At 54.2% G+C, this 24,264-nt stretch carries 20 protein-coding genes; 9 read left to right on the top strand and 11 right to left on the bottom strand.

All coding sequences use genetic code 11. The annotated features are described in order from the left end of the window. Window positions 1–7: 7 nt before the first annotated feature. The 5 genes from HY913_22720 to HY913_22700 all read right to left on the bottom strand — a co-directional run bounded on the left by HY913_22720 (window position 8) and on the right by HY913_22700 (window position 5,973). A complete protein-coding gene (locus HY913_22720) occupies window positions 8–937 on the bottom strand; it encodes a respiratory nitrate reductase subunit gamma (protein MBI4966111.1) in 930 nt (309 codons plus the stop codon). 799 nt (window positions 938–1,736) lie between these two features. Then, the gene (locus HY913_22715; GenBank protein ID MBI4966110.1) at window positions 1,737–2,954 is read right to left on the bottom strand and encodes an AAA family ATPase; all 1,218 of its coding nucleotides are present in this window, start codon (window positions 2,952–2,954) and stop codon (window positions 1,737–1,739) included. A 318-nt stretch (window positions 2,955–3,272) separates the two neighbouring features. Further along, on the bottom strand, window positions 3,273–4,280 hold the full coding sequence (gene ilvC / locus HY913_22710; protein MBI4966109.1) for a ketol-acid reductoisomerase: 1,008 nt from the start codon (window positions 4,278–4,280) through the stop codon (window positions 3,273–3,275). Window positions 4,281–4,421: 141 nt separating this feature from the next. After that, complete coding sequence (locus tag HY913_22705) at window positions 4,422–5,429, bottom strand: serine acetyltransferase (GenBank protein ID MBI4966108.1); 1,008 nt, start codon at window positions 5,427–5,429, stop codon at window positions 4,422–4,424. 202 nt (window positions 5,430–5,631) lie between these two features. Further along, window positions 5,632–5,973, bottom strand: a complete 342-nt coding sequence (locus HY913_22700) for a transcriptional regulator (GenBank protein ID MBI4966107.1) — start codon at window positions 5,971–5,973, stop codon at window positions 5,632–5,634. Between the two features lie 209 nt (window positions 5,974–6,182). On the opposite strand from HY913_22700, the gene HY913_22695 reads away from it, so the two are divergent. The 7 genes from HY913_22695 to HY913_22665 all read left to right on the top strand — a co-directional run bounded on the left by HY913_22695 (window position 6,183) and on the right by HY913_22665 (window position 14,524). Then, entirely contained in the window at window positions 6,183–6,662 is a 480-nt protein-coding gene (locus tag HY913_22695) for a single-stranded DNA-binding protein (GenBank protein MBI4966106.1), read from the top strand. Window positions 6,663–6,766: 104 nt separating this feature from the next. Further along, on the top strand, window positions 6,767–8,683 hold the full coding sequence (locus HY913_22690; protein ID MBI4966105.1) for an ABC transporter substrate-binding protein: 1,917 nt from the start codon (window positions 6,767–6,769) through the stop codon (window positions 8,681–8,683). A 227-nt stretch (window positions 8,684–8,910) separates the two neighbouring features. Continuing rightward, a complete protein-coding gene (locus HY913_22685) occupies window positions 8,911–9,909 on the top strand; it encodes an ABC transporter permease (GenBank protein MBI4966104.1) in 999 nt (332 codons plus the stop codon). Continuing rightward, a complete protein-coding gene (locus tag HY913_22680; protein MBI4966103.1) occupies window positions 9,906–11,012 on the top strand; it encodes an ABC transporter permease in 1,107 nt (368 codons plus the stop codon). Before HY913_22685 ends, HY913_22680 begins: the two co-directional genes overlap by 4 nt. A gap of 5 nt (window positions 11,013–11,017) precedes the next feature. Beyond that, the gene (locus HY913_22675) at window positions 11,018–12,031 is read left to right on the top strand and encodes an ABC transporter ATP-binding protein (GenBank protein ID MBI4966102.1); all 1,014 of its coding nucleotides are present in this window, start codon (window positions 11,018–11,020) and stop codon (window positions 12,029–12,031) included. Between the two features lie 9 nt (window positions 12,032–12,040). Next, entirely contained in the window at window positions 12,041–13,075 is a 1,035-nt protein-coding gene (locus HY913_22670) for an ATP-binding cassette domain-containing protein (GenBank protein ID MBI4966101.1), read from the top strand. Between the two features lie 210 nt (window positions 13,076–13,285). Beyond that, window positions 13,286–14,524 (top strand): hypothetical protein, encoded by a 1,239-nt coding sequence (locus HY913_22665; protein MBI4966100.1) that lies wholly within the window; start codon window positions 13,286–13,288, stop codon window positions 14,522–14,524. Between the two features lie 739 nt (window positions 14,525–15,263). Here HY913_22665 and HY913_22660 read toward each other — a convergent pair. The 6 genes from HY913_22660 to hypF form a co-directional block, all read right to left on the bottom strand. After that, window positions 15,264–16,214 carry an MBL fold metallo-hydrolase gene (locus tag HY913_22660; protein ID MBI4966099.1) on the bottom strand — a complete coding sequence of 317 codons (951 nt, stop codon included), beginning with the start codon at window positions 16,212–16,214 and terminating at the stop codon, window positions 15,264–15,266. Between the two features lie 220 nt (window positions 16,215–16,434). Continuing rightward, on the bottom strand, window positions 16,435–17,766 hold the full coding sequence (locus HY913_22655) for a Glu/Leu/Phe/Val dehydrogenase (protein MBI4966098.1): 1,332 nt from the start codon (window positions 17,764–17,766) through the stop codon (window positions 16,435–16,437). Between the two features lie 305 nt (window positions 17,767–18,071). Continuing rightward, a complete protein-coding gene (gene hypE / locus HY913_22650; GenBank protein MBI4966097.1) occupies window positions 18,072–19,091 on the bottom strand; it encodes a hydrogenase expression/formation protein HypE in 1,020 nt (339 codons plus the stop codon). A 4-nt stretch (window positions 19,092–19,095) separates the two neighbouring features. Continuing rightward, window positions 19,096–20,175: a hydrogenase formation protein HypD gene (gene hypD, locus HY913_22645; protein MBI4966096.1), complete on the bottom strand. Its 1,080-nt coding sequence runs from the start codon at window positions 20,173–20,175 to the stop codon at window positions 19,096–19,098. Beyond that, complete coding sequence (locus HY913_22640) at window positions 20,172–20,411, bottom strand: HypC/HybG/HupF family hydrogenase formation chaperone (GenBank protein ID MBI4966095.1); 240 nt, start codon at window positions 20,409–20,411, stop codon at window positions 20,172–20,174. Before HY913_22640 ends, hypD begins: the two co-directional genes overlap by 4 nt. 60 nt (window positions 20,412–20,471) lie before the next feature. Beyond that, the gene (gene hypF / locus HY913_22635) at window positions 20,472–22,874 is read right to left on the bottom strand and encodes a carbamoyltransferase HypF (protein ID MBI4966094.1); all 2,403 of its coding nucleotides are present in this window, start codon (window positions 22,872–22,874) and stop codon (window positions 20,472–20,474) included. 251 nt (window positions 22,875–23,125) lie between these two features. On the opposite strand from hypF, the gene HY913_22630 reads away from it, so the two are divergent. Both HY913_22630 and HY913_22625 read left to right on the top strand, forming a co-directional pair. After that, a complete protein-coding gene (locus HY913_22630) occupies window positions 23,126–23,572 on the top strand; it encodes a hypothetical protein (GenBank protein ID MBI4966093.1) in 447 nt (148 codons plus the stop codon). 134 nt (window positions 23,573–23,706) lie between these two features. Beyond that, window positions 23,707–24,252 (top strand): cob(I)yrinic acid a,c-diamide adenosyltransferase, encoded by a 546-nt coding sequence (locus HY913_22625; protein ID MBI4966092.1) that lies wholly within the window; start codon window positions 23,707–23,709, stop codon window positions 24,250–24,252. The last annotated feature ends 12 nt before the right edge of the window (window positions 24,253–24,264 follow it).

Raw genomic sequence — 24,264 nt, 5'->3', positions numbered from 1 at the left:
GGCACTCCTATTTCTCGTCTTCCTTGGCAAAGGGATTGTCGGTAGCGACCTCAGCCCAACTCTTCTTCCCGCCTTCAGCTCCAATATGCGGTGCAGCCCACGTCACCGGATAGGCGAGGTATTTCTTGATCTTGGAATCCATGCCGGGGTCACCAATGTTCGGAGCGTCTTCCCATTTCACCTTGTCCCACATGAAATATTTGGAAACCATGTGCGTCATGTGCGTAAAGGGGAAATAAGCCCAGAAGCCGATGAATAGCAGCAGGTTGATCACATGCAAGGCGCTCATGGACGTGGTCATCTTCTTGAACGTGATCAGACTGACGAGATAATCCCTCGCAACCGCGAACCCCGGATCGGTCAGCCACACGAGGAAACCGGTTACAAAAATGGCTCCGAGCCAGAGCAGGTTCATGTAGTCAATGCCGGCGGTGAATTCGGTCAGATCGGGATCTGTCATCCTCTTAATAGTCAATCCGACCGCACCGATGGTTCCGAGTATGTACCCCACCACCCCGAAAACCGTGGTAAGCGCCTGAACAAAGCTCGCCAGGGCCGAAGCCTGGGGAGTCATACCACCGATCTGCAAGAGCGCGCCGATTGTGAGGAACACAAGGCCGCCAATGCACAGGTAAAGCCCCATGTGAAATGGAAAGGACCAATACCACAATGGGCGATTGTCCTCGTACAATGCTCTGATAAAGAGGATCTCAGGCACCATGAACTTGTACTGGGCCATGTGATCCTTGTGTCTCTCTTTCTTCCAGTGGTCCACGTCTTCATAGAAAGAGCCGCCCCAAGCCTTGCCTTCATGAGGAACAGGCATAAGCTCCCAGCGGACATGCATGGGCATAGCTAAGTACTTGAAGATTTTCACTCCGAATGCAATGACGAAGACAAGGCCGCTCACATAAGTCAACAGCTTGAGAACTTCCATGACTCTGCTCCTTCCAGGATATTATTATTGGAGACTTTTCGTGCGACGGGGAAGATTACAAACCATATTTTTAACACGTTCCCTCATTTTTTTCTAGAACTTTTCCGCACGTGCGGCATTAGCCTTTCCTCCGCGGAATAGAGCATTATTGCTTGTTTCCCGCTATCGGGTTTTACGGTGCAAAGACCGTAGTTGGAGCGGGAACCCCGCGATTTATCGTGAGAAATAGGACGGCTTTCGCGCCTGAGAAATGGTGTGCCTCAGTCGCCGGCGCAACGCAAACGCCCGCCTTATGGGAACAGCCGCCAATCCTGTGAGCAAGGACTTTTCGAGGTATTGTTTCCATGAAAACTTTACATATCCGGAGCGGCTGATTGCCGTCGTTGGCCCCATATGGCCGCGTGGCATGGAAGAAAGGAACGAATCATAGTAGTTGCCAGAATTCTTGTCCGAGTTGTCTCTCGAAACTAGGTGCAACCGACCGTCTCAGGAGAAAAGAGAGGCCTCGGCCTTTTGTACGGCGCGGCCCCCCGAGTCCGCCCTTGTCTTGGCGTCTCGTTAGGCCTGGGGCAACCACGGGGACCTGTCCCTACCCAGACTTGCGGAATTCGGACGAAAACTGTGGCACTCGGCATAGACCCGTGGTACGGCTACAAGACGCTCCCGCTCCGTTCCCACAAGACCGGCGCGGTGCCCGAGCAGGGACGTAAAGTTTTTGGTCAAACGTCATGCCGGTGAGGGGGTCGTGACAAGAATGCGGAAAGGATAGAATCCGGCAAAGGAGGGACAGAGCGGTTGTTTAATACTCTTCTGCCTGCTGTTCCTCTTTTTCCCACTGAGGGTATTCATATTCATCGGCCTGACGCGGCTCTTCCACGACATCGGGGAGCGGTTCATCAGCATAGTCTGCTCTGAAGAACTTGTTCACCCAGTCCTGCCCCCAGGGATCTTCTTCAAGAAACACTCGTAAATCTTTCTCCCCCTTAAGGTTGCGAAACTCTACCCAGCCGTCTTTTTCATTCATCAGGGTGAGTTCTTCAGGCAATTCGTCGGACCAGTCTATGAAATATGGGGAATGAGAACTCAACAGCACCTGCTTGCCGGGATGAGCTGAGGCAAAACGGTGCATGAGTCCGTAGAGCACCCTGAGCCTGTTGGGGTTTAGGTAGCATTCAGGTTCTTCTATGAAGAAGATCCTAGGCTGATCAGGAAGATTAAACAGAGTGCAAAGAGCAAGAAACACCAGGAATCCGTCGGAAAGTTGGGGCCCCACAAAATATCCGGACTTGCTTTCCTCTTCTACGCCGATCCCGACCTGATGCGGGTCGCCAAGGTGAGGGGTGAAGATTCGCCGAATTCCGGGAACGGTCCTTTTAACCTCTTGCACGATTCTCTGAAAGTTTTCCGGATGATTTCTCTCCACAAAGTGAATTACAGCAGCCAGATTCTCGCCGGTATGATCCAAGAGGTAGGATTCTTGGACATTGGAAGGCTTCTTGATAAGATCAGGAACGAACCTGTAGCGTTTGATCTTTGACAGGTACTGAGCCACCGACCGAATTCTCTTTTCCGCGTCGTTCCATGCATGGCCTTTTCTCATCTGAGCCATTTTGGACTCTCGGGCTTTTACGTCCCCTATGGTGAAAAGGATCTCTCCCTGAACCTCCTGGAGAGTCTCCTCCTTGATCAAATATTCATTCCGGCGAATTTCAGTGAAGATAAGCGTGTAGTCGTAATTAACGTTCTCCACTTCCAAAGTGATCCCGAAATAAAGATCCAAATCTTGCGGCCCTGTGTCCCCTTTTTCGCGTCGACTCAGAGTCTGGCGAAAAGTAAAGGGTCCTGGACCGAATGCGCTACTGAAAGGGCCGGAGGATAAGAAACTCATCATCAACAAAAAATTTCCAAGATTGGATTTTCCCGTCCCATTTGGCCCGATAAAAATATTTAATGACCTGACGTCGAATTCCGCATTCCGGAAATTCTTAAAATTCTTGATACGCACATTCTTAATCATTGTCAGGGCTTTCCTTTCATTAGTAATGCCTCTATGTACTCATGATAGTCATTCGGGATAGCCCTTTGGGGCAAAGATATCCACTCGGAGATGCACGACTTCATATTCGGGAGGCGGCGGAAGCTCCCGTATTTGTCAATACGCAATATGCGTTGAACAATAAGGCTCATGTCCATCGGCTCGAGCCACGCCGGAGTAACAACGATCCGGGGGGCGCTGTTCCTGGCTGATCGTCTTAGGAAGGGCAAGACCCGCCATTCGCAATCCGACCAGCCTTCCCGGAATCCTCGGAGCACCTAAATCAAACGTCTATTCGACTCATTTCTCGTCCAAGGTGGAGTCAATCCAACTCATCATTGAACGAAGCTGTTTTCCCACGGTTTCAATCGGGTGCTCGGCCCCCATTCTCTCCAGGGCCTTGAAAACAGGCCTGCCTGCCGTATTCTCCAATATCCATTCACGAGCAAATTCGCCGGAACGTATCTCGGACAGGATCTTCTTCATTTCGGCCTTGGTGCGCTCATCGACAATCCGAGGTCCTCTCGTCATGTCACCGTATTCGGCTGTATTGCTGACGGAGTATCTCATGCGGCCTATACCACCCTCGTAGATTAGGTCTACGATGAGCTTAAGCTCGTGCAGGCATTCGAAATAGGCTATTTCAGGTTGATAGCCTGCCTCGACGAGGGTCTCGAAACCCGCCTGGATCATAGCCGTGACCCCACCGCAAAGAACTGCCTGCTCTCCGAAAAGGTCTGTTTCCGTCTCTTCGGCGAAGGTTGTTTCGATGACACCTGCCCTGGTCGAACCAAGAGCGCGTGCATAGGCGAGACCGATCCGCCTGCACTGGCCGCTGGCATCTCTGTGGATAGCCAGTAGAGCCGGGACACCCAGCCCCGTCTTGAACATTCGGCGGAGCAAGTGGCCCGGACTTTTCGGGGCCACCATAAATACATCCGTCTCTGCCGGTGGCTCTATCTGGCCGAAATGAATGTTAAACCCATGAGCGAACGCCAGGACCTTGCCCGGCCCCATTGCCGGCCCGATCTTGTCGCGATACAAGGCCGCTTGAAGCTCATCGGGCACTAGAATCATCACCACATCCGCAGATTGTGTGGCCTGATCCACTTCCATGATTTCGAGGCCGTCTTCGATTACTTTGTCCCAACGGCGGCTCTGGCGTTGAAGCCCCACCACCACCCTGACTCCCGAGTCCTTGAGGTTCAAAGCATGGGCATGTCCCTGGCTGCCATAGCCTATTACGGCAACAGTCTTTCCTTCCAGGGCGGTCGGATCCGCGTCCCGGTCATAAAATACGTTGGCCAAATTGATACTCCTAAAAAAATATTCTCCAAGTCATAAATTTGGATGGGGATTCTATCAAAAACGTAACAAACCTTCAAGGCTTACAGGTCCGACCCGGATCTTTTTCTCTGCCGCGATCCTGCATTTCCAATTGCATAGCCCTCAATCACCCTTGTTTACCCCTTTTTGCATTTGAGGGTCTTCCCTGAAAACATGTCTGGGCGTCTCGATCAAAACCGTGGTGTCAGGGGCCACGGAAGATGTCAACCATACGTTGCCGCCAATAACGCATCTCGCGCCGATTACGGTTGCACCACCGAGTATGGTTGCCTGAGCGTAAATAGTTACATCGTCCTCGATGGTCGGATGTCGCTTTTTCCCTCGCAAAGAATTCCCACCTTCGGATTCTCTCGGAACCGACAAGGCGCCTAGCGTAACCCCCTGATAGATGCGCACCCTGTTTCCGATTTCCGTTGTCTCGCCAATGACCACTCCGGTGCCGTGATCTATGAAGAAATCCGTGCCAATCCTAGCACCGGGGTGGATGTCGATCCCTGTCCTTGAATGAGCGTGTTCAGTCATTATTCTTGGCATAAGCGGGATGTCTCGTCCAAAGAACTCGTGGGCCACCCGGTAAACGAATATGGCGTACAAGCCCGGATAGCAAAAGACTATCTCGTCCAGGCTTTTGGCTGCCGGATCACCGTCGTAATGGGCCTTAACGTCCATGGACAGCATTTCACGCAGCCGCGGCATTTTTTCCAAGAATACCAAAGCTTCTTCTCGGCCCTGCTGTATACACTGGACGCACAAGCTGTCCATGCGACGGCACTCGTGGCGAATGCTTCGAGCTATTTGAGCCGAAAGCAGCTCGAAAAGAATCAACATCTCGTTTCCCAGATGAAACTCCAAAGTGCCATGCGTCAGTTCCTGTCTTCCAAAATAACCCGGGAAGAGCAGGTCCTGAAGAACGTCCATTATTCGGATAATCTCATCTTTAGAGGGAATTAGCGCTGTCCCGACGTGGTCAACCGTTCTCTCATCTCTGCAAGAACGCGCTATTTGAGCCACAGCGGCTTTGAGGCGATCTTCCTGAAGAGGAATCAGCAAATCTTCCTGGAATTCGCAAAATCTTTCCTTTCCGACAGGCCCATCTGTATGATCCGCCATTGTAGTTCACTGCTCCCCTATCAAATTTCACGCAGGCGCAAGCCGAAAACCGATTACTATCACTAAGCTTTTGACTTCCCAAACCGACAGCATGTTCCCCACGAACTGGTCCTTATGCAATATTGTTGTTACGAAATCTCCGAAATGCCGCATCCTCTAAACTGATTGGAAACATTCTCCACTCTCATGCCCGTGCTTGTGGCTAGGAATCGATTCGTTCGATCCTTTTTTCACGGTCAGCGCTCATGCCGTATACCACAGGAGTGATGGCCTCCGAGCGGCAGACCGGGCATCTTCCCGGTGTGGTGAAACGAGTCCGCTTCTTGAACACAAAACCGCAGTCAAGACATCGCGCCGGCTCCATTATGATGGAGGCCTCGTTTCGCAAAGACCTTTCCACGTGAGGGAGATGATGGTACACTTCTTTTTCGGTTATGCCCAGCAAGCGCGAAAGGTCTCGAGCTGTAACTTGGCTATGTTTCAGGATTGCCATGATTCTCTGGCGAACAGTCAGAGCAGTTCCCCTTTTCTCGTGATCCTTCAGTTCATGCGGGAAGGCGCCGCGTTACTTGGGAACCATCAGTGGGACCGGCCTCTTGGCAGGCCATTTGTTCCATTTGTAACTGAACTTGCATCGTTTCAGCCTTTCGTCTTGACAACCTGTTGTCTTTTCGGGGAGGATAACCCTCCTGGCAGAGTCAAAGCAATGTTTTTCCCCTCAACCCGCCTATCATGCCAAGGGAGGAAGGAACCATGGCCCAAAGGTCTTTGAACAAAGTACTGCTACTAGGCAATTTGGGCAGAGACCCGGAGGTCCGGTACACGGCCTCGGGCAAAGCTGTCGCCACGTTCACGATTGCCACGTCGCAGAGATGGAAAGACCAGGACGGCAACGATCAAGAACGAACGGAATGGCATCGCGTGGTAGCGTGGGGACGCCTCGGGGAGGTCTGTGGCGAATACCTGAGCAAAGGGAAACAGGTATTCATTGAGGGACGAATTCAGACCAGAGAATGGGAAGATCAAGACGGCAACAAACGCACCACCGTGGAGATTATCGCCAACGATATGATTATGCTTGGAGGAGGCGGCAACTACTCACAGGACCGCCCGAGCGAGCAGGCGCAGAGAAGGCAGGGTCCCGCCCCCTCACGGGGTACGGGCGAGGGATCCAAACGAATGGATGATAGACAGCTCAATCCTCCTCCCCCGGAGGACGACATCCCGTTCTAGCTCGACGGATCACACTGTCGATTATCATAGCGAAGTTCGAACACTTCTTTTACCGCAAAGTAGGTATTAATCAGCTTTTGCTTCAAGGGACCAAGGAGGAAGTCATGAATAAGCCGGTAGGGAACTCGGCAGTACTCGCGATTGCATGCGCCGTCTTTTCGCTGGTGATTGGGGGATTCTTAAGCGATGTGCTGGCCTTTAACGAGGCGCCGGGCCTTGCCGAGAAGGTCAAAACAGGCTCGCTCCCCCCCGTTGACAAAAGGCTTCCGGCCTCACCGGCAGTCGTCACACCGGTCGAAAAACCCGGTATGTACGGCGGGACATGGCGCCGGGCTTACACCGGGCTTTCCGATCTAGTGGGAGCCCGCCGCTTATTGTACGATCCCCTTGTGCGCTGGAGCCCTGACTACAAGATTCTTCCCAATCTTGCGGCCAAATGGGATGTCAGCCAAGACGGTCGCGCCTTTACCTTCTACTTGGTGCAGGGGGTTCGTTGGTCCGACGGGCAGCCTTTTACCGCTGATGACATCTTGTTTTACATCGAGGATGTCCTTTTGGAAAAAGAACTCACCCCGACTTTGCCAAAATGGATTGCCCCGACCGACGTCCCTCCAAAAGTGACCAAGGTCGATGACTTCACCGTTCGCTTCGAGTTTGAGAAACCCTACGCTCTTTTTCTCGACCAACTTGCCTGTCCGCACGGCATGGCCCTGGTGTGCAAGCCTAAACATTACCTGAAGAAATTCCATAAGAAATATGCCAAGCCCGAGGAGTTGGAGGCTTTAGTAAAAGAGCACAAAGCCAACTCATGGGCCAAGCTGTTCCACGATGCCTCAGATCTGCAAAGGGCGCTGTTCGTGAGCAAAGACCTGCCCTCGATCTGCGCGTGGGTAACCACCGTTCCTGCCCCTGCCAAACGCTTCGTGATGGAACGCAACCCCTATTACTGGAAGGTTGACACCGCGGGCAACCAGCTTCCGTACATCGACACGGTCGTGCACGACCTGCAAGCTGAATCGCAAACTATAGTCCTCAAAGCGATCGCGGGAGAGATCGACATGCAAGGGCGCCGCCTGGGCGGAATGCAGAATTCGGTCCTGCTGATGGCGAGCCAGGGAGAGGGTAAGTACAGGCTTGTGCCGAAGACCTCTACGGCGTCCGTAGGCCTGCTGCTTGCGCCGAATTTGAACCACAAGGACCCGGTGATGAAGGCTATTCTGTCGGATGCGAGATTCCGCAAAGCCCTGTCTCATGCAATTAACCGCAAAGAGATCAACAAAATAGTGTACCGTGGAAAGGGCATACCCAGGCAGGCGGCCCCGTTAAAAGAGTCGCAGTTCTACAGCCCCACCTATGAAAACGCCTACCTGGATTATGACCCGGCCAAGGCCGCTGCTATGCTGGACGAAATGGGACTAAAAACCGGCTCCGACGGCAGGAGACATCGCTCCGACGGCAAGCGTTTGCAGATTTCGCTGGATGTCATGGTGTCCATCCAAAGTTGGGTGGACATGGCTGAAATCGTAGCTTCGAATTTCAAGAGTGTGGGCATCGACACGGAAGTGAAGTCTGAAGCTATGGAGCTTTTCAGACAACGCACCCAGTCGGCAGCCCATGACATTGCGTTATGGTCGGGCGACGGCGGAATAGAAGTCCTGCTGGAACCTCGTTGGTATTTCCCTTACAGTTCGGAGAGTCTCAACGCGCCGCTTTATGCCCAGTGGTTCCAGAGCGGTGGCAAGAAAGGTGAGGAGCCCCCGCCTGCAATTAAAGAATTGATGGATACTTACAATCAGATTATCGGCTCCGTCTCCGAAGAAAAGAAGAAAGAGCTGTTCGGAAAAATAATCAAAGCCAATGAGGAAAACCTGTGGGTAATAGGGCTGGTTCACGACCCGCCTGACTTTTACGTGGTGTCCAAAGACATGTACAATGTGCCCAAGAAAGACTTTCAAAGTTGGATTTATCCTAATCCGGGTCCCATCCATCCTGAGCAGTTTTTCTTCATGAAGGGCAAATGACTCCCGCGGCGGAATTCCGCTGTGCTATACTGTGATGTATTGGAATTGTGACAAGCACGTCGCGGAAATAGTCGGGTAAGAGCACACTATGTCGCGCCCTTACGCGAGCATAAGTCCGTCGGGTGTAGTTCCATTTTCCATCCGTTACAGTACGGATCTTCTAGTTTTCAGCCTCTCCATCGCATCGCCGGCATTGCGCGGCGGCATTGATACCAAGGGAAGTCGTCATGTTGGCCTATATCATCCGCCGTATTCTTACGATGATTCCCACGCTGATAGCGATTTCCATCATTTCATTCATTATTATTCAGTTGCCTCCAGGGGACTTCCTTACCACCTATATGGCCCAACTCCAGGCGAGCGGCGAAGCGATGGATCAGGCCGAGTTCGACGCACTGCGGCAACACTGGGGCCTGGATCAACCGCTTTACATGCAGTACCTGCACTGGGCGTGGAATTTTCTCCACGGGGATTTCGGCCATTCCTTCGAGTGGAACAGACCTGTATCATCGCTGGTTGCGGAGCGCATTCCGTTAACCATATTGATTTCCGCATGTACTATGCTCTTTACCTGGGCGGTTGCACTTCCAATCGGGATCTACTCCGCTGTTCGGCAGTATTCCTGGGTTGACTATCTCTTAACCTTCATCGGCTTTATCGGCCTGGCGACCCCTAATTTTCTCTTTGCTCTGTTATTGCTCTGGTTCTCTTACGCTTATCTCGGAATGAGCGTAGGCGGATTATTTTCGCCTCAGTTTGCTGAAGCTTCCTGGAGCTTCGCAAAGTTCGTGGACCTGCTCAAGCACCTGTGGATTCCGGTGCTCATAGTGGGTACCGGGCACACGGCCAAGTTTATCCGCATCATACGCGGGAATCTCTTGGACGAGCTTAAAAAGCCGTACGTAGTCACGGCCAGAGCCAAAGGACTTTCCGAGACACGGTTGATTTTGAAATATCCTGTGCGGGTCGCCATCAACCCCCTGGTGAGTACCATCGGATGGACTCTCCCGGAACTGGTGTCTGGAATAGCCATCACCGCTGTAGTGCTGAACTTGCCGACGTCGGGTCCACTCCTGTTGGGCGCCCTCTTAAGCCAGGACATGCATCTGGCCGGCGGTTTCATTATGCTACTCAGTGCCCTCACGGTTGTCGGCACGCTTTTGTCAGACCTGCTGCTGGCCTGGGTTGACCCTCGAATTCGTTTCGGCGCTCGTGAGGGCACATGACCCAGGAAATGTCAAAAGAAGAAAAATACCTCAACGCATCCACGAGGCAGTTGGTCTGGTGGCGCTATAAGAAGCACACGCTGGCCATGATCGGTCTTTGGTTTATAGGAGGGCTCTACTTTGTAGCCGCGTTCTGCGAAATCCTGGCGCCGTACGACAAGGACACCCGCCATTTCGAGTGTATTTACCATCCTCCCACAAAGATCAGGATATTTGATAGCGAAGGGCGCATCCACAGACCGTTTGTGTATGGATGTTGTCTGGAACTGGAACTAGAGACTCAGCAAATGTGTTATCTGGAGGATGTTGAACAAATTCACCCTATTCGCTTTTTTACCAGAGGCGACTCGTACGAGTTTTGGGGTCTCTGGAAAAGCGACCTGCACCTTTTTGGGATTGACCGCCCAGGAAGGCTCTTTCTTTTTGGCACCGACAGGATGGGGAGGGACATGTTCTCTCGGTGCCTTTATGGAAGTCGGATATCCCTGTCCATAGGCATGCTGGGCGTATTCATGAGTCTGGTTTTGGGACTGACCTTGGGAGGGATTTCCGGATATATGGGGGGCTGGGCCGACGGGATCATTCAGCGAACCATCGAGGTGATTCGTTGTTTTCCAAGCATCCCTCTTTGGATGGGGCTTGCGGCAGCCATGCCGCCACATTGGCGCGCTTTGACGGTCTACTTTGTCATTACGATTATCCTGTCACTGATCGGATGGACGGACCTGGCCAGAGTGGTTCGAGGAAAACTCATAGCGTTGAGAGAGGAAGAATTCGTCATGGCCGCGAGGTTTGCCGGCGCGGGCCACGCACGAATAATATTTCGGCATTTGCTTCCGTCATTCACCAGTCATATTATTGTTACGGTGACTCTGGCGATTCCGGGGATGGTCCTTGCCGAAACCGCGTTGAGCTTCCTTGGCATCGGCCTGCGTCCCCCTATCACGAGCTTGGGCGTCCTTCTCAAAGAGGCGCAAAACATTACCACTATCGCATTGTACCCGTGGCTCTTGATCCCCGTCTTATTTGTGGTAGCGATTGTTCTCTCTTTCAACTTTGTGGGAGACGGACTGCGAGACGCAGTGGACCCGTATTCAAGGTGAATGGAATGATGCCTGTGCTTAAAGTAGACAATTTGCGAGTCCACTTTTTCCTGGATGAGGGCGTCGTGAGGGCCGTTGACAACGTCAGTTTTTCCCTGGAGCAGGGAAAGACACTTGGCATTGTCGGAGAATCGGGAAGCGGCAAGAGCGTCATCGGGCAGGCGATCCTTCGCATCGTGCCGGCGCCCGGCCGAATCGTCAATGGACAGATCGTCCTGACGATGGAAAACGGGGGTGGCCCACCCGAACATTTGGATCTGGCCAAACTGGACCCTAACGGCCGTGTGGCAAGGGGAATACGGGGCCGCGATGTGGCAATGATCTTTCAGGAGCCCATGAACTCATTCAGTCCCTTGCATACGGTGGGAAGCCAGATAATCGAGGCTTTGCGGCTCCACAGCGACGTTTCCAAGGCCGAAGCAAAGAATCGAGCTATCGAAATGCTGGGGAAGGTGGGGATTCCACAGCCGGAACGCCGATTCGACGCGTATCCTCACGAGCTGTCAGGGGGAATGCGACAGCGTTCCATGATCGCCATGGCCCTGGTCTGCAATCCGAGGATTCTGATAGCGGACGAGCCGACCACGGCCCTGGATGTGACCATACAAGCTCAAATCCTCGACCTGCTGCGGCATCTTCAAGAAGAGTTTGGAATGGCGATCATTTTCATCTCTCACAATCTGGGAGTGATAGCTGAAATCAGCCAGGACGTGCTGGTAATCTACGCGGGTCGGGTAATGGAGCATGCGCCGGTCAAAGTCCTGTTCGAGCAGCCTCTGCATCCGTATACCAAGGCCCTGTTGAAATCGGTGCCAGGGATCGATACTCCGGTAAGAAGTCTGCTCGCGACCATAGAAGGGACCTTACCCGATCCCCTTATCCCCATAGCAGGTTGTCCATTCTTCGAGCGGTGCTTGGAGTGCGGGGGTGAATCAATCTGCCATGACGATCCGTACGAATTGACCAAGGTGGCGCCCCGACACTACGTGGCCTGCCCAAGAATGTGTATCAATATGTGAGGTTAGCCGTTGCCCGATTCAGACGCTCTACTCGAAGTGACCGATCTAAAGAAGCACTTCCCTATTCGCGCAGGGGTATTCAAGAAGACCGTGGCGCATGTCAAGGCGGTTGATGGAGTAAGCTTTTCCGTACGGAGCCGAGAAACCCTCGGCGTGGTAGGTGAATCAGGATGCGGCAAGACTACGGTCGGCAGAATGATAATGGGAGCCTACAGACCGACCTCCGGGCATATTTGGTTCAAGCCCCCGGACGGTGAGCCTAGAGTCGATCTGGCCAACATCAAACCCCGGGACATGAAGCCTTTGCGCCGACACGTGCAGATGGTTTTTCAGGATCCCTTCGCGTCCCTGAACCCTCGGATGACCGTGAGAGAGATCCTTGCCGAGCCTCTTGTCGTAAACAAGGTCGCACGGGGTCGAGAGCTTGAGGACCGAGTCCGCGAACTTATTGACCTGGTAGGGATGCGAGTCCAACATCTGAATCGCTATCCTCACGCATTTTCGGGCGGGCAAAGGCAGCGAATAAGCATTGCCCGCGCTCTGGCCCTTTATCCCAAACTGCTTGTTGCCGATGAGCCGACTTCGGCGCTCGACGTCTCGGTTCAGGCCCAAATTGTCAACCTCGCTCTGGAAATTCAGGATCAACTGGGGCTGGCTTATTTGTTCATTTCGCACGATCTGGGGTTGATACGCCATTTTAGCCAGAGGATAGTCCTGATGTACGTTGGACGCGTGGTCGAATACGCGCCGTCTCAGCCGCTCTTCGCCAGGCCAAGGCACCCTTACACCGAGGCCCTCATGTCCAACGTGCCGACCACCAGGCCTGAATTGGTAGGACGAAAAATCATTTTGCACGGGGAGCCCGCGGACCCTATCAATCCTCCTCCGGGATGCCCTTTTCACCCGCGGTGCCTGTATGCGCAGGAAATATGTTCCAAGGTGGTGCCCCCTCTGGAAGAAGTTGAACCTGGACATCTTGCTGCTTGTCATTTCAAAGATACGCTGAATTTGACCGGCTGCGACGCGCTGGGTTGCGCTATCTGATACGAAAAATTGGCTCTCAGGAAGAGCACGCAGCCTAAGGGCCGCTTTCAAAACGGGCGAAAATGTGATACAGAATAAAGGACAATTAATAGACTGCCGCGCATTGGGGTTTGCGGTTTTCCGTCGGGGCATCCTGCGTTCCGGGGGACCGTGCCCGAGTTGCAGCCGCGGTCATCAATGCCGTTCCATGCTGTTCCGGGATGTTGCGCAATGATAAAAGAAAGCATCAAAAGAGTTCTGGTTTACACGCATAATTCCATAGGACTGGGGCACGCCTTCCGTACCCTGGCGGTAATTACCGGCATAAAGAAATGGCGGCCTGACATAGATTTCCTTGTAATCTCAGGAACCTCCATCCCGGAGATCTTCTTCCGGGAGGGAATCGAGGTAATAAAGCTTCCTTCCATAAAGCTGGACATTGACTGCGTTGATAACAGGATGTGCTCCAGATACCTCTCCGGATTCGACCTTGCGACAATATTTGACTTTCGCCAACGAATAATAATGGCGAGCTATGATTTTTTCCAGCCGGATGCCCTGATCATCGAGCACAACATGACAGGCCAGATGAGCGAACTCATTCCCCTGCTAATGAAGAAATGGATGCGCAAAGGCGGCCCCGCGGATTTTGCTCTGGTCCACATTTGTCGAGGCATCATGAAGTGGGTGCCGTTGCTCAGTATCCCTTACCAAAATCCCAGACACCGCTCCGAATCAATTAACATTGGCGGTCTGTATGACTTCATGTACGTCCTGGAGGACCGTGAAGTTATTGACATAAACAAGGAATTCCTCGGTAATGACCCTGACCTCGAAAAGAAGATCCGGTATCTGGGCAAGATCACGAACCGAACCTACGGTGAACTACCGTCCCGCCAGGCCGCTCTCGACCGCTTCGGCCTGGCCGACAAAAAGACCATCCTCATTTCCCTCGGAAGAAACAACCAGGTGTTGGGGGTCTCAACCAAGCTTCTGAAGATATTTAGAGACTCCGGGATAAACTCGCAGTATCAAGTGGTGATGGTCTTGGATCCATATCTGGAGCGTGAATCGGCGGACATCCTCCGCGAGCATCCACTGAGCGAAGGCGTGCGCTTCATGACGTTCGTACCGGACCTCGTGGAGCTGATACACCATTCGGAGCTGGTAATCTCGAGGGCCGGATACAATGTCGTCAACGAAATCCTGCTCACTGGAACCAAGGCGGTGATAATTCCGGAAAGCCACGGCGGAGGCGAGCAAGAACTGAGAGTCCAAAGCGTCCACGAAGAAAACATCCGCACCGTGACCGAAGAACAAATCTTCACCGATCACAGCGGCCAATTGATCCTCGACTTCCTGAACTCCCCGATCCACCTTATCTCGAACAAGTTCGATAAATACGCTATCGGTAAAACCATCATCGACGACCTGGAAAACTGGAAAGCATCTCGCAAAGAATGCAAATGAGGGCGAAGGGGTGAGCGGGGGTAAGACCGGCAAAGAGGAAAAAGAAAGGCATGCGGGGGGAAACTTTTGTGAACACGGAATTGTTCACTTTGCAAATAATGCCTCACTTTCGCGGAAATCATAGCGCCGACCACATGGTATCCGTGCTTGTTTCTCATCGCCTGCTCCTGTACGGCGCGACCGGTGGTCGCCCTAACACGGGCCCGCGCCATGCGCGCCGTACAGGAATTGGAGATGTAGCTCTGGATGATGACCAGCTAGCAGCCTCTTATTTGCCAAGTGCATGATTCCGTCTCCCCGCCCCCCCTTCAAAACACTTCCTGTCTGCTTGGAAACAGCGACTCCTACGTGTCCGCTTTATAGCAGTTGCCACAATTATTGACCTTTTGCACAGCCCGCACTCTAAGAGAACCGGTAGGGCCCAGAGCCTGCCCCGGACCGCGATCCGGGGTCCCTGCCCTGTCACGCCAGGGGCGTGATTGATCTGTATCCGAGAAGTGTGCCGGCACGGAGAGACTGTCTCAAAAACCTAAAACGGACGTATTTCCGGGTAGGGGCGCTTCGAGAAGCGCCCTGATCTCGGGCGGTTCACGAACCGCCCCTACCGATGAGGTCGCGAAACCGTCAGTTTTGACACAGTTTCCGGAGGCCGGCACCTACCAATTTCCAGGAGGCGCTTTTTGTAATCGGACACCATTTTTGACACTTGATATGAAGTGTCACGACACCACCGGCGCCATCATATCTCCATCAGGTCTCTGCCGACGATAACCTTTCCGTCAAAATGGGCTTTCGCTCCTTCGATCCATATTTCATCGGTTACCGAAGTGTCATCGGCAGGCACTATGTGAGACAGGACCAGGGTTTTAACGCCCGCGGCTTTTGCCACTTTCCCGACGTCGTCGTGAGTGGTGTGGCTTGCCACTATATGCTCAAGGAGCTTATCGGCATTCGGAATCTTGGCGACCAACCTGGCCAAGGATGGCTTGTGGATTACCTCATGGACCATTACATCCGCTCCTTGGGCCAGTTTTATCAGATTGTCCGAGGGGGTGGTGTCTCCTGAGATCACAATGGAGCGTTCGCCCGTGTCAAATCGGTAGGCGAAGGCCGGTACCACAGGCGGGTGATTAACCAGCGTGGCGGTAACCTTGACGTTTTCATCCTGCATCACCAAACCGCCCTTATCGAATTCATGGACCTTGACGAGGGGCGCGAGAGGCACTCTTTTTTCGTCGGCTATTCTGATGTTGATGTCGAAGTCGTTTAACTCCCAAAAGAGCTTCGTCATTTTTTCGATGGGTGGTGGGCCGTAGGTATCCACAGGTGTTTTGAGTCCGGCGGCCCAGGACAACAAAATGAGATTGCCGTAATCCGCATTATGATCCGAATGATGGTGGGTCAGAAAGACGTGTCGAAGCTTGGGGAGTGGCACATCTGCCATGGCCAGTTGTCGTGCCACGCCGTACCCGCAGTCAACCACATAAGGGACCGAATTGACCAGTATTACTTGCGCGGGCGAGGACCTTACTTTATTGGGGCGCGGGCCGCCGGCAGTCCCAAGAAGGATCAAACGCGTCCCGGATGTTTTTGTTTCAGACGCAGGACTGCTCTGGCCGGCCTCGGCCATTCTTGTTTTGGTGCTCAGGAGGGCTGAACCGGCAGCCAGGGACGAAATTCCCACTGCCATAAATCCGCGTCGAGAGATCTTTTTCACGATATCCTCCTCTCCATGAATCGTAGTTGTGGCCGGTTTGGGCGGTTGGCAAAGGTCTTACGCCGTGGTGCCGTCAGGACGTGGAATAAGTGCGGAACAAACCAGACACTGCCGATCCCCGGCGGAGATCCCAAGCAACGAATGACTCCTGCCTCGCGGCCCGGAACCGCGTCCCTGCATTCCTCGGGGCCGTTTACGGGTAGATGCCTCTTATCATTATAGCATTGGCGATACGTTCGATCGCGAGGATTTGCGCGGCTTCACGGTGCGGGACGTTATAGAAGCGGGCGCAGTCCAGTACGCTTTCGAATGCCTTCTTCATAAGTTTTTCGAGCTTAAGGTTTATTTCTTCGACGGGCCAGAAGAAGGATTGCAGGTCCTGTACCCATTCCAGGTAGCTTACCGTAACTCCGCCCGCGTTGCAGAGTATGTCCGGTATTACAAAAACCCCTCGGTCGCCGAGGATTTCATCAGCTTCCGGGGTGGTAGGGCCGTTGGCGCCTTCAGCAACGATTTTCGCCTTGATCTTATCGGCGTTGCGAGAAGTGATCTGATTTTCCACGGCCGCGGCAATCAGGACGTCACAGTCCAGGGTCAGGAGATCTTCATTGGTAATGTTATCCGCGCCGGGAAAGTCGTTAATGCCACCGGCTTCCTCAGCATGCCTGGTTACGGCGACCGGGTCGAGACCGTCTCCTTTGTAAATCGCTCCTCGAGAGCTGCTAACAGCCACCACTTTGAGCCCCAAATCATGAGACAGGCGGGCCGCCACCGAGCCCACGTTGCCGAACCCTTGCACCGCCACGGTAACATTGCCTGTGCCCATGCCCTTGAGTCTCAACGCTTCCAGCATCGTTACAGCCACGCCTCTGCCTGTGGCCTCGGTCCTGCCCAGCGATCCGCCTATTTCGACCGGCTTACCTGTCACAACCGCAGGGACCGAAAACCCTTTGTGCATGGAGTACGTATCCATGATCCACGCCATCACTTGGGCATTGGTACCCACGTCCGGAGCCGGAATGTCGCTTTCGGGGCCCATCAAGATACTAATTTCGGTTGCGTAGCGCCGAGTCAGGCGCTCCAGTTCCCGGAGAGAAAGCGCCTTGGGATCGCATACCACGCCGCCTTTCGCCCCACCGTAAGGGAGGTTCATCAGGGCGCACTTCCAGGTCATCCACATGGCGAGGGCGCGCACTTCATCGAGAGTGACTGTCGGCGCATACCGGATGCCGCCTTTCGTCGGACCCCTCGCGAATGAGTGGTGTACCCGGTAGCCCCGAAACATCTTGATTTCATGGTCGTCCATCACGACCGGGAACGATACGGACAATTCGCGCCTGGGATATCTAAGGGTGTCCGCGACGCCTTTTTTTATCTTCAAGTGAGAAATGGCTCTTTCAAATTGTGCCAGAGCATTTGCATAGGCGTTCTCCTCACCCGTGGGAGGCCTCCGCAGCAGGCTCTCCGAGATGGAGACCGAGCAGGTGTGACCGCCTTTTCTTGATTCCTCGGGTTGATCCGTCATTTGGCGCCCCTTCAATAGATCGGACTGAAACCGAGCCGCTTGCTAACAGGGAGTGTCAAGGTGGATTCAAGGAATGACCTCCCTCAAGCGGCTGCAAGGGGCACGGTATGCCGTGCCCTGGCTACAGCCAATCCGCGAGATTTCCTCTTGGAAGGCGAATTGGTGCAGCGCCCGGTTAGATTTTCATTTGTAATTGTAACCGCGGCGGAGGTCAATTCAATTTCATGGACCGGATGGCTTTTTGGAGTGGAAATAAATGGGAGCGGGGTCGCACGGGACTGCGAAGCGATCGCAGAACCACTGCACTAACAAATCCGCGGTAGAAGCTCCCCCGATGGCTCCGAAACCACCCTGGAGCCGCCGATTCGAGTCGTCATGACTACACGGGACAGATTCGTGGAAGTGATTTCACCGATTATGGAAGCTCCGCGGGCTATGGGGCATTCTTTCAACAGATCCAAAGCTTCTTGACCTTTGTCGCTGGCTATCACCGCGATGATTTTTCCTTCGTTGGCTGCCTGGAGCGGATCTATTCCAAGAATTTCCGAGGCAGACGACACGGATTCGTCGAGCGGTATAGCCGCTTCGTCCACTCTGATCTCTTTACCGGTCATGTGAGCTATTTCGTTGAGAGTCGCTGCAAGGCCTCCGCGGGTGGGATCTCGAAGGAATCGGAGGCCGTCACCGAGTTCCATAAGGCGCTCCACCACCGGCCAGACAGATGCGGAATCCGATTTGAGGTCAAAGTCGAAGGAAAACTCCGCGCGACTCAGCATAACGGCCATGCCGTGATTTCCCACGGGCCCGCTAACCAGAATCAGGTCAGTCTCTGCAATTTTCTCGGGGGATGGCCTTACGGAACCGTTAATCTGTCCAATTCCGGAAGTGTTGATAAATATTCCGTCCGCGCTTCCTTTTGGAACCACCTTGGTGTCGCCGGTCACGATCTCCACGCCTGCCTCGTCCGCGGCTCGGGATATGGAGCGAAGGATGGTCTCCAACTGGTCCATGGGAAAGCCTTCTTCAAGTATTAGCCCCAAAGACAAGAATAGAGGCCGTGCCGCGGAACAGGCCAGATCGTTGCAGGTGCCGTGAACCGCCAGGGAGCCGATGTCACCTCCGGGGAAGAAAATGGGCGAGACCACGAAGGAGTCCGTGGTATAGGCTATAGCCGCTCCCAGTCCGGAAAGGACCACCGAGTCAGGCAATGCTCCGAGTTGCCCGCGATCCAGTTTCGGCAGGATCATCTCGCGGATGAGCCTTCCGGTCATGCGGCCGCCTCCGCCGTGCCCCAGGAGTATTCTCGTGTCGGGTTTTCTGGCCATGCTCTCAGGCCGCTCCATATTTGTAATATGCCGCGCAAGTCCCTTCGGACGAAACCATGCACGGGCCAACAGGGTCCTCGGGGGTGCATTCCTTGCCGAAAAGGCCGCATCGGTCCGGTGTCTTGGCTCCTGTGAGGATTGCAGCACACAGGCAGCGAGGATCGTCCTTCGCCTCGGGAACTTCTACGGGGAAACTCTTCGCCGCGTCGAACCGCGCATAGGGACCTTTCAAAGCAAGGCCGCTGCCTGGAATCAGGCCCAGCCCTCGCCATGAAGCATCGCTAACCTCAAAGACCTCATCCACTACGGCGCGAGCAACGGGGTTGCCTTCGCTCCTGACCACTCGTTTGTAATCATTAATTATTGCCGGCGACTTGTCCACGGCCATTCGAACCAGGTCTCTCAGAGCCAGCAATATATCCAGCGCCTCGAAACCCGCGACCGCGCCGGGCTTGCGAAAATCACGCACCAAATATTCATAGCTGTCCGACCCTATGATCGCTGAAACGTGGCCGGGCAGCAAAAAGCCATGGAGATCTTCCTTAGCGGCCAGGATTCTCAGCGGTGGGTGTATGGTCTTGAAAGCCGGAAGCACAAAGAGGTTCTCGGTTCCGCGTGCCAGAGCGGTCTTGAGCGTTGCCGCGATTGTCGGAATCGTGGTCTCGAAGCCCACTCCAAGGAACACAACAGGACGAGGCGAGACTGCAGCAGCTATGTCAATTGCATCCATGGGCGAGTACACGACCCGCACCGTCCCACCTTCAGATCGGAACGTGGCCAACGAGCCGAACGACCCTGGAACTCTTACTAAGTCTCCGAAGGTTGCCATGCACGCGTCATGTTGCTGCCCAATTAGCATGGCCTCGTCGATGAAGCGCTTTTCAGTAACGCAGACTGGACAACCAGGGCCGGAAACGAGGAACAAGTTGTCCGGGAATAGGCTCTTGAGGCCCGCGGCGTGGACAGCCATGGTGTGAGTGCCGCACACTTCCATAAAGCGCAGAGGCCCCGAAGTCTTGCTACAGATCTCTCCGATTTCTTGGGCCAAGGCCTTTGCCGTACGGCTTTCATCGGCCGGATTCACGTTTCCTCCAGTCTGGCCGTCGCAGCAGCGAGTTCCCTGAAGATGTCGAGCCTGATTTCGGCCTCTTCGGGATTGAGCACCTCTATCCCGAATCCCGCGTGAATGATGATGTAATCACCCACGCGGGCATGCGGTATCATCATCAAGCTGACATCCGTCTTAACGCCGCCGGAGTCCACTTTGCCCGTTCCTTTTCCCGTGATTTCGATGAGTTTCATTGGAACTGCCAAACACATATCGAGTGACCTCTTACATCAAAGTTCGGTAGTTGCGCAAACGAGTTTCCCCAGCAGTCGCTAGCCTTCCTTGCGTCGCCGGCGAGACCTCGCTGCAACCGCCTGACCGAGGGCGATTCCCCCGTCATTGGGCGGCACTGCGTCATGGAGAAGAACCTTATGTCCCATTTTTTCGAGCAAAGTCGCGGTACGCTCAGTCAGGAGCCTATTCTGGAAACAGCCTCCGGTCAGGCCCACGGTATCTACCCCTGTCTGCAAGGCCAGCCTTGAAAGCGTCTCAGCGACCATCCCTGCCACGGTATTATGAAAACGAGCCGAGACTTTTTCGGCCGTGACTCCCTGAAGAATATCCCGCGCTACTTCCAGAATCAAGGTAGCGGGATCGATTATCAATGGTTCCCCTTCCACAAATCTTAAGCTGTACCGACTTGGTTCGTTGATGTCGGCTATCCCTTCCAGCCACATTGCAGCTTCGCCTTCAAAGGTGACCTGGCGGCGAAATCCTATCGCGGCCGCAGCCGCGTCGAACAGTCTGCCCGCGGATGAGGTTAAGGGCGCGTTTATGTTTTTCCTGAATGCCTCGATCCACAGTCTGTAACGGCCACCGGTTTCGTTGAAAAGCGGAATCACGTCCTCGGGAAGGTCCCCGGCCCCTGCCATGGCCAGCAAGCCCGCGAGAATTCGCATTGGTTCGCGTATGGCCGCTTCTCCTCCCGGAAGCGGGAAGAGTCCTATGTGGGCCAACCGGCTAAAACCTTCCTGGTCGGCCAGGAGGAATTCTCCACCCCAGATCGTTCCATCGGTCCCGTAACCGGTCCCGTCGAACACAGCAAACAGGGCGGGTCCTTGCGAGCCGTACTGAAAGAGGAGGCTGACGGCATGCGCGTGATGATGGAAGACCTCTTCCACCTGGGGACCCATTTCCAGCCCTATGTTATGGCTGAAATATTCCGGATGGGGGTCCACGGCGACTATTTCGGGCGCTGCATCGAGATATCCTGTAAGCACCCTTATTGACTGGCTGAAATACTCTTGCGCAACGGGCGTGGCCAGATCCCCCACATGAGGCCCCGGCACGGCGTGATCCCCTTTAATTATGGCCGGCGCGTTTTTCAAATCACCGCCCGCGCCGAGCACCACAGGATCAAGGCCGTGGGTGATGTCGCGGAGACTACCCGATGATCCTCGGCATCCGCCAGGCATGGGGGAGCACCTGGAGAGGTTGAATCCCCCCGGCACAAGGCCCCTGGATCTGCGAAAAACAGTGGGGCGACCTGCAATAACTCGAAAAATGGAATCGTCCGTGCGGAGGACGATCTCCCGGTCGTGGAACAAGAACGCGTCAACAAGGCCCGATAACCTCTCCAGGGCCTCTGTATTATCTCGTACGATCGGCTCTTCCGAGCGGTTGCCGGAAGTCATCACCAGGGCGTTCGGCCGATCGCCCGGAGCCAACGCAGGGTGGCGAAATAACAGATGATGAACAGGAGAGTAGGGCAACATAACCCCCAGGGTCCCCATGAAGGGAGCGACCCCGGATGCAAGATTTTCACCCTTGGCTTTGGCCAACACAATTGGCGCCATAGGTGACTTCAGAAGGTCTTCTTCTTGCCGGTCAAGGGAACAGTAGCGCCGAGCAGTGTCAAGGTCCGGCATCATCACTGCAAAGGGCTTTTCTGCGCGTCCTTTGCGTTCACGCAGGAGTTTCACCGCGTCCTCATCCAGAGCATTGCAGGCCAGATGGAAGCCGCCAATACCTTTGACTCCTACTGTCTTGCCGTTCATCAGCAACCGAATCGCCCCGATCATCGGGTTGCCGTCCATCGAGTTACCCCGGGCGTCCGTAAGGGTCAATCGAGGCCCGCATTCCGGGCAGGAATTGGTTTGCGAATGGAAACGGCGATCTCCTGGGGACTCATATTCCCACCGGCATCGGTCACACATGGTGAAGTCCGCCATGCTGGTGCGCTCGCGATCGTACGGAAACGATCGCACCACAGTGAAGCGGGGACCGCACAGAGTGCAAGTTATGAATGGATACAGAAAGCGCGGGTCGTCAGGGTTGAACAGCTCTTTCACACAGTCAGAGCAGACAGCGACATCCGGAGGGATGGGTGTAATTGAACGTTCGCTGTGGAGACTTTGTTTTATCCGAAACCCCTGTTCGCCGACCGGCCGAACCGTTTGTTCGGAGATACTGTCGATCCTGCCCGGTAGAGGAATTGCAACGGGGAGTTCCTTCATGAAACCCGAGCACTGATCGACTGACCCTTCAATTTCTATTATTACTTTGCTCGTGGTGTTAATTATCCATCCCGCCAGCCCCATCCTTGAAGCTAAACGGAATACGGTCGGCCGACATCCAATGCCTTGGAGAATGCCGGTAAGAACGATGTGCTTACGGATTTTTCCTTCGTCCGCGGGGATTCCTGAGGCCGCTTCAGACTCGGTGAGTTTCACCATTTTGTCCTGGTTAGAGCTTTGTATGCTAGTCAGATTAACGCTTCCAGTCGACAAAAGGAAGGGCTTGTGGAAAAGCATGGCCAAAAAAGGCCAAATCCCATCGGGAGAACCTTCAGTCCTGGGGATTCGCGCCACTTTATCGGTTGCCCTTCCGAACAAAGAGGGTTATGTACTGGCTGAGGGCGAACCGGATTCGATTCCGGGAAACTTATATAATTGGATGCTCACCCCTTTGAATAGCAGGAGATAAAATGAAGAAGCAGGTGGCAATTGCACTCGCTGTAGTCATGGTCCTTACATCTGTAGCTCTGGCCCTGGCAGGTCCCAAGGGTGTTTCCCGTGGTTCTGGCGGATACACCTCAGGAAACAAACTGTACACCCCAAAGCCTGTTCAGCCCGCTGTCCCCCAAGCCAAGCCGGGCGACGTCTCCGGAAAGGCCGGAGGCATACAAGATCTGGGTCTGAATCCATCAGCCAAAACACCGGCCGACATGCTGAAAGGCCAGTCCGCTACCGGTGCCGCCCCTGGCGCGGCCGTTGGGCAGCAAGCTGCGCCTAGATCGGCCTTCGGCGGCTCGGGTGGATTTTTCGGCGGCAGTTGGATGAGTTGGGCGTTTATCGGATACCTGTTCGGAAGGCATCAACAACCTGTCAGCCACAAAGCGGCGGAAGAGATAGAATTGGTGCCGGTGGACTAGGTCTGCTCCCACCCTGTAATATGCAAAGTCAAGCCATGATCGACTACTCTGGCTAAGGGACTCCCGTCACCTTAAATTATGTACACCTATTGGAAACCGGAGGTGGCGGAACTGTGGCAGAATTGGAATTGCAGATGTTGGAGCCGAAGGAGAAGGTCGGCCTCGTGGTGGTAATCACCGGTTACGGCAAAGGCAAGACGACTTCGGCTCTGGGAATGACGTTGCGTGCGGTCGGTCATGGGATGCGGGTTTGCCTGCTCCAATTCATGAAAGGAGACATGTACGCGGGCGAATATGAAGCTCTGAAAAAACTGTCTCCCTATGTGGAACATCACCTGACGGGAAAAGGGTTCTGCGGTATTCAAGGAAATCCGTACCCGCATCGAGAGCATAGAGCCAACGCGCAGGAGGCCATCCAAACGGCCAAAGAGAAAATGCTCTCGGGCGAGTTCGATATCCTAATCTGCGACGAAATTAATAATGCGCTGCACCTGAAGCTTGTGGATCTGCCCCAGGTGCTGGATTTGATCGACTCCAAGCCTCCAAGAATGCACCTCGTGTTGACCGGTCGAGACGCACATCCCGAGGTGATCGAGAGGGCTCACACCGTCTCGGAGGTGAGCGAAATCAAGCACGCGTACCGCGAGGGCATCGAGCCCCAAAAGGGAATCGATTATTGATCGACGTGGAGC

The organism is Desulfomonile tiedjei, from assembly GCA_016212925.1.
GTDB lineage: Bacteria > Desulfobacterota > Desulfomonilia > Desulfomonilales > Desulfomonilaceae > JACRDF01.
This window is presented reverse-complemented; position numbering and strand designations above follow the sequence as displayed.

What these genes read in the sequence shown, in the direction of transcription:
- HY913_22665 (MBI4966100.1), top strand. Translation starts at nt 13,286, where the DNA reads ATGATAAAAGAAAGCATCAAAAGAGTTCTGGTTTACACGCATAATTCC.
- HY913_22675 (MBI4966102.1), top strand. Translation starts at nt 11,018, where the DNA reads ATGATGCCTGTGCTTAAAGTAGACAATTTGCGAGTCCACTTTTTCCTG.
- HY913_22680 (MBI4966103.1), top strand. Translation starts at nt 9,906, where the DNA reads ATGACCCAGGAAATGTCAAAAGAAGAAAAATACCTCAACGCATCCACG.
- HY913_22655 (MBI4966098.1), bottom strand. Translation starts at nt 17,766, where the DNA reads ATGACGGATCAACCCGAGGAATCAAGAAAAGGCGGTCACACCTGCTCG.
- HY913_22695 (MBI4966106.1), top strand. Translation starts at nt 6,183, where the DNA reads ATGGCCCAAAGGTCTTTGAACAAAGTACTGCTACTAGGCAATTTGGGC.
- HY913_22720 (MBI4966111.1), bottom strand. Translation starts at nt 937, where the DNA reads ATGGAAGTTCTCAAGCTGTTGACTTATGTGAGCGGCCTTGTCTTCGTC.
- HY913_22640 (MBI4966095.1), bottom strand. Translation starts at nt 20,411, where the DNA reads ATGTGTTTGGCAGTTCCAATGAAACTCATCGAAATCACGGGAAAAGGA.
- hypF (MBI4966094.1), bottom strand. Translation starts at nt 22,874, where the DNA reads ATGGTGAAACTCACCGAGTCTGAAGCGGCCTCAGGAATCCCCGCGGAC.
- HY913_22705 (MBI4966108.1), bottom strand. Translation starts at nt 5,429, where the DNA reads ATGGCGGATCATACAGATGGGCCTGTCGGAAAGGAAAGATTTTGCGAA.
- HY913_22690 (MBI4966105.1), top strand. Translation starts at nt 6,767, where the DNA reads ATGAATAAGCCGGTAGGGAACTCGGCAGTACTCGCGATTGCATGCGCC.
- HY913_22630 (MBI4966093.1), top strand. Translation starts at nt 23,126, where the DNA reads ATGAAGAAGCAGGTGGCAATTGCACTCGCTGTAGTCATGGTCCTTACA.
- HY913_22685 (MBI4966104.1), top strand. Translation starts at nt 8,911, where the DNA reads ATGTTGGCCTATATCATCCGCCGTATTCTTACGATGATTCCCACGCTG.
- HY913_22715 (MBI4966110.1), bottom strand. Translation starts at nt 2,954, where the DNA reads ATGATTAAGAATGTGCGTATCAAGAATTTTAAGAATTTCCGGAATGCG.
- HY913_22625 (MBI4966092.1), top strand. Translation starts at nt 23,707, where the DNA reads ATGTTGGAGCCGAAGGAGAAGGTCGGCCTCGTGGTGGTAATCACCGGT.
- hypE (MBI4966097.1), bottom strand. Translation starts at nt 19,091, where the DNA reads ATGGCCAGAAAACCCGACACGAGAATACTCCTGGGGCACGGCGGAGGC.
- HY913_22660 (MBI4966099.1), bottom strand. Translation starts at nt 16,214, where the DNA reads ATGGCAGTGGGAATTTCGTCCCTGGCTGCCGGTTCAGCCCTCCTGAGC.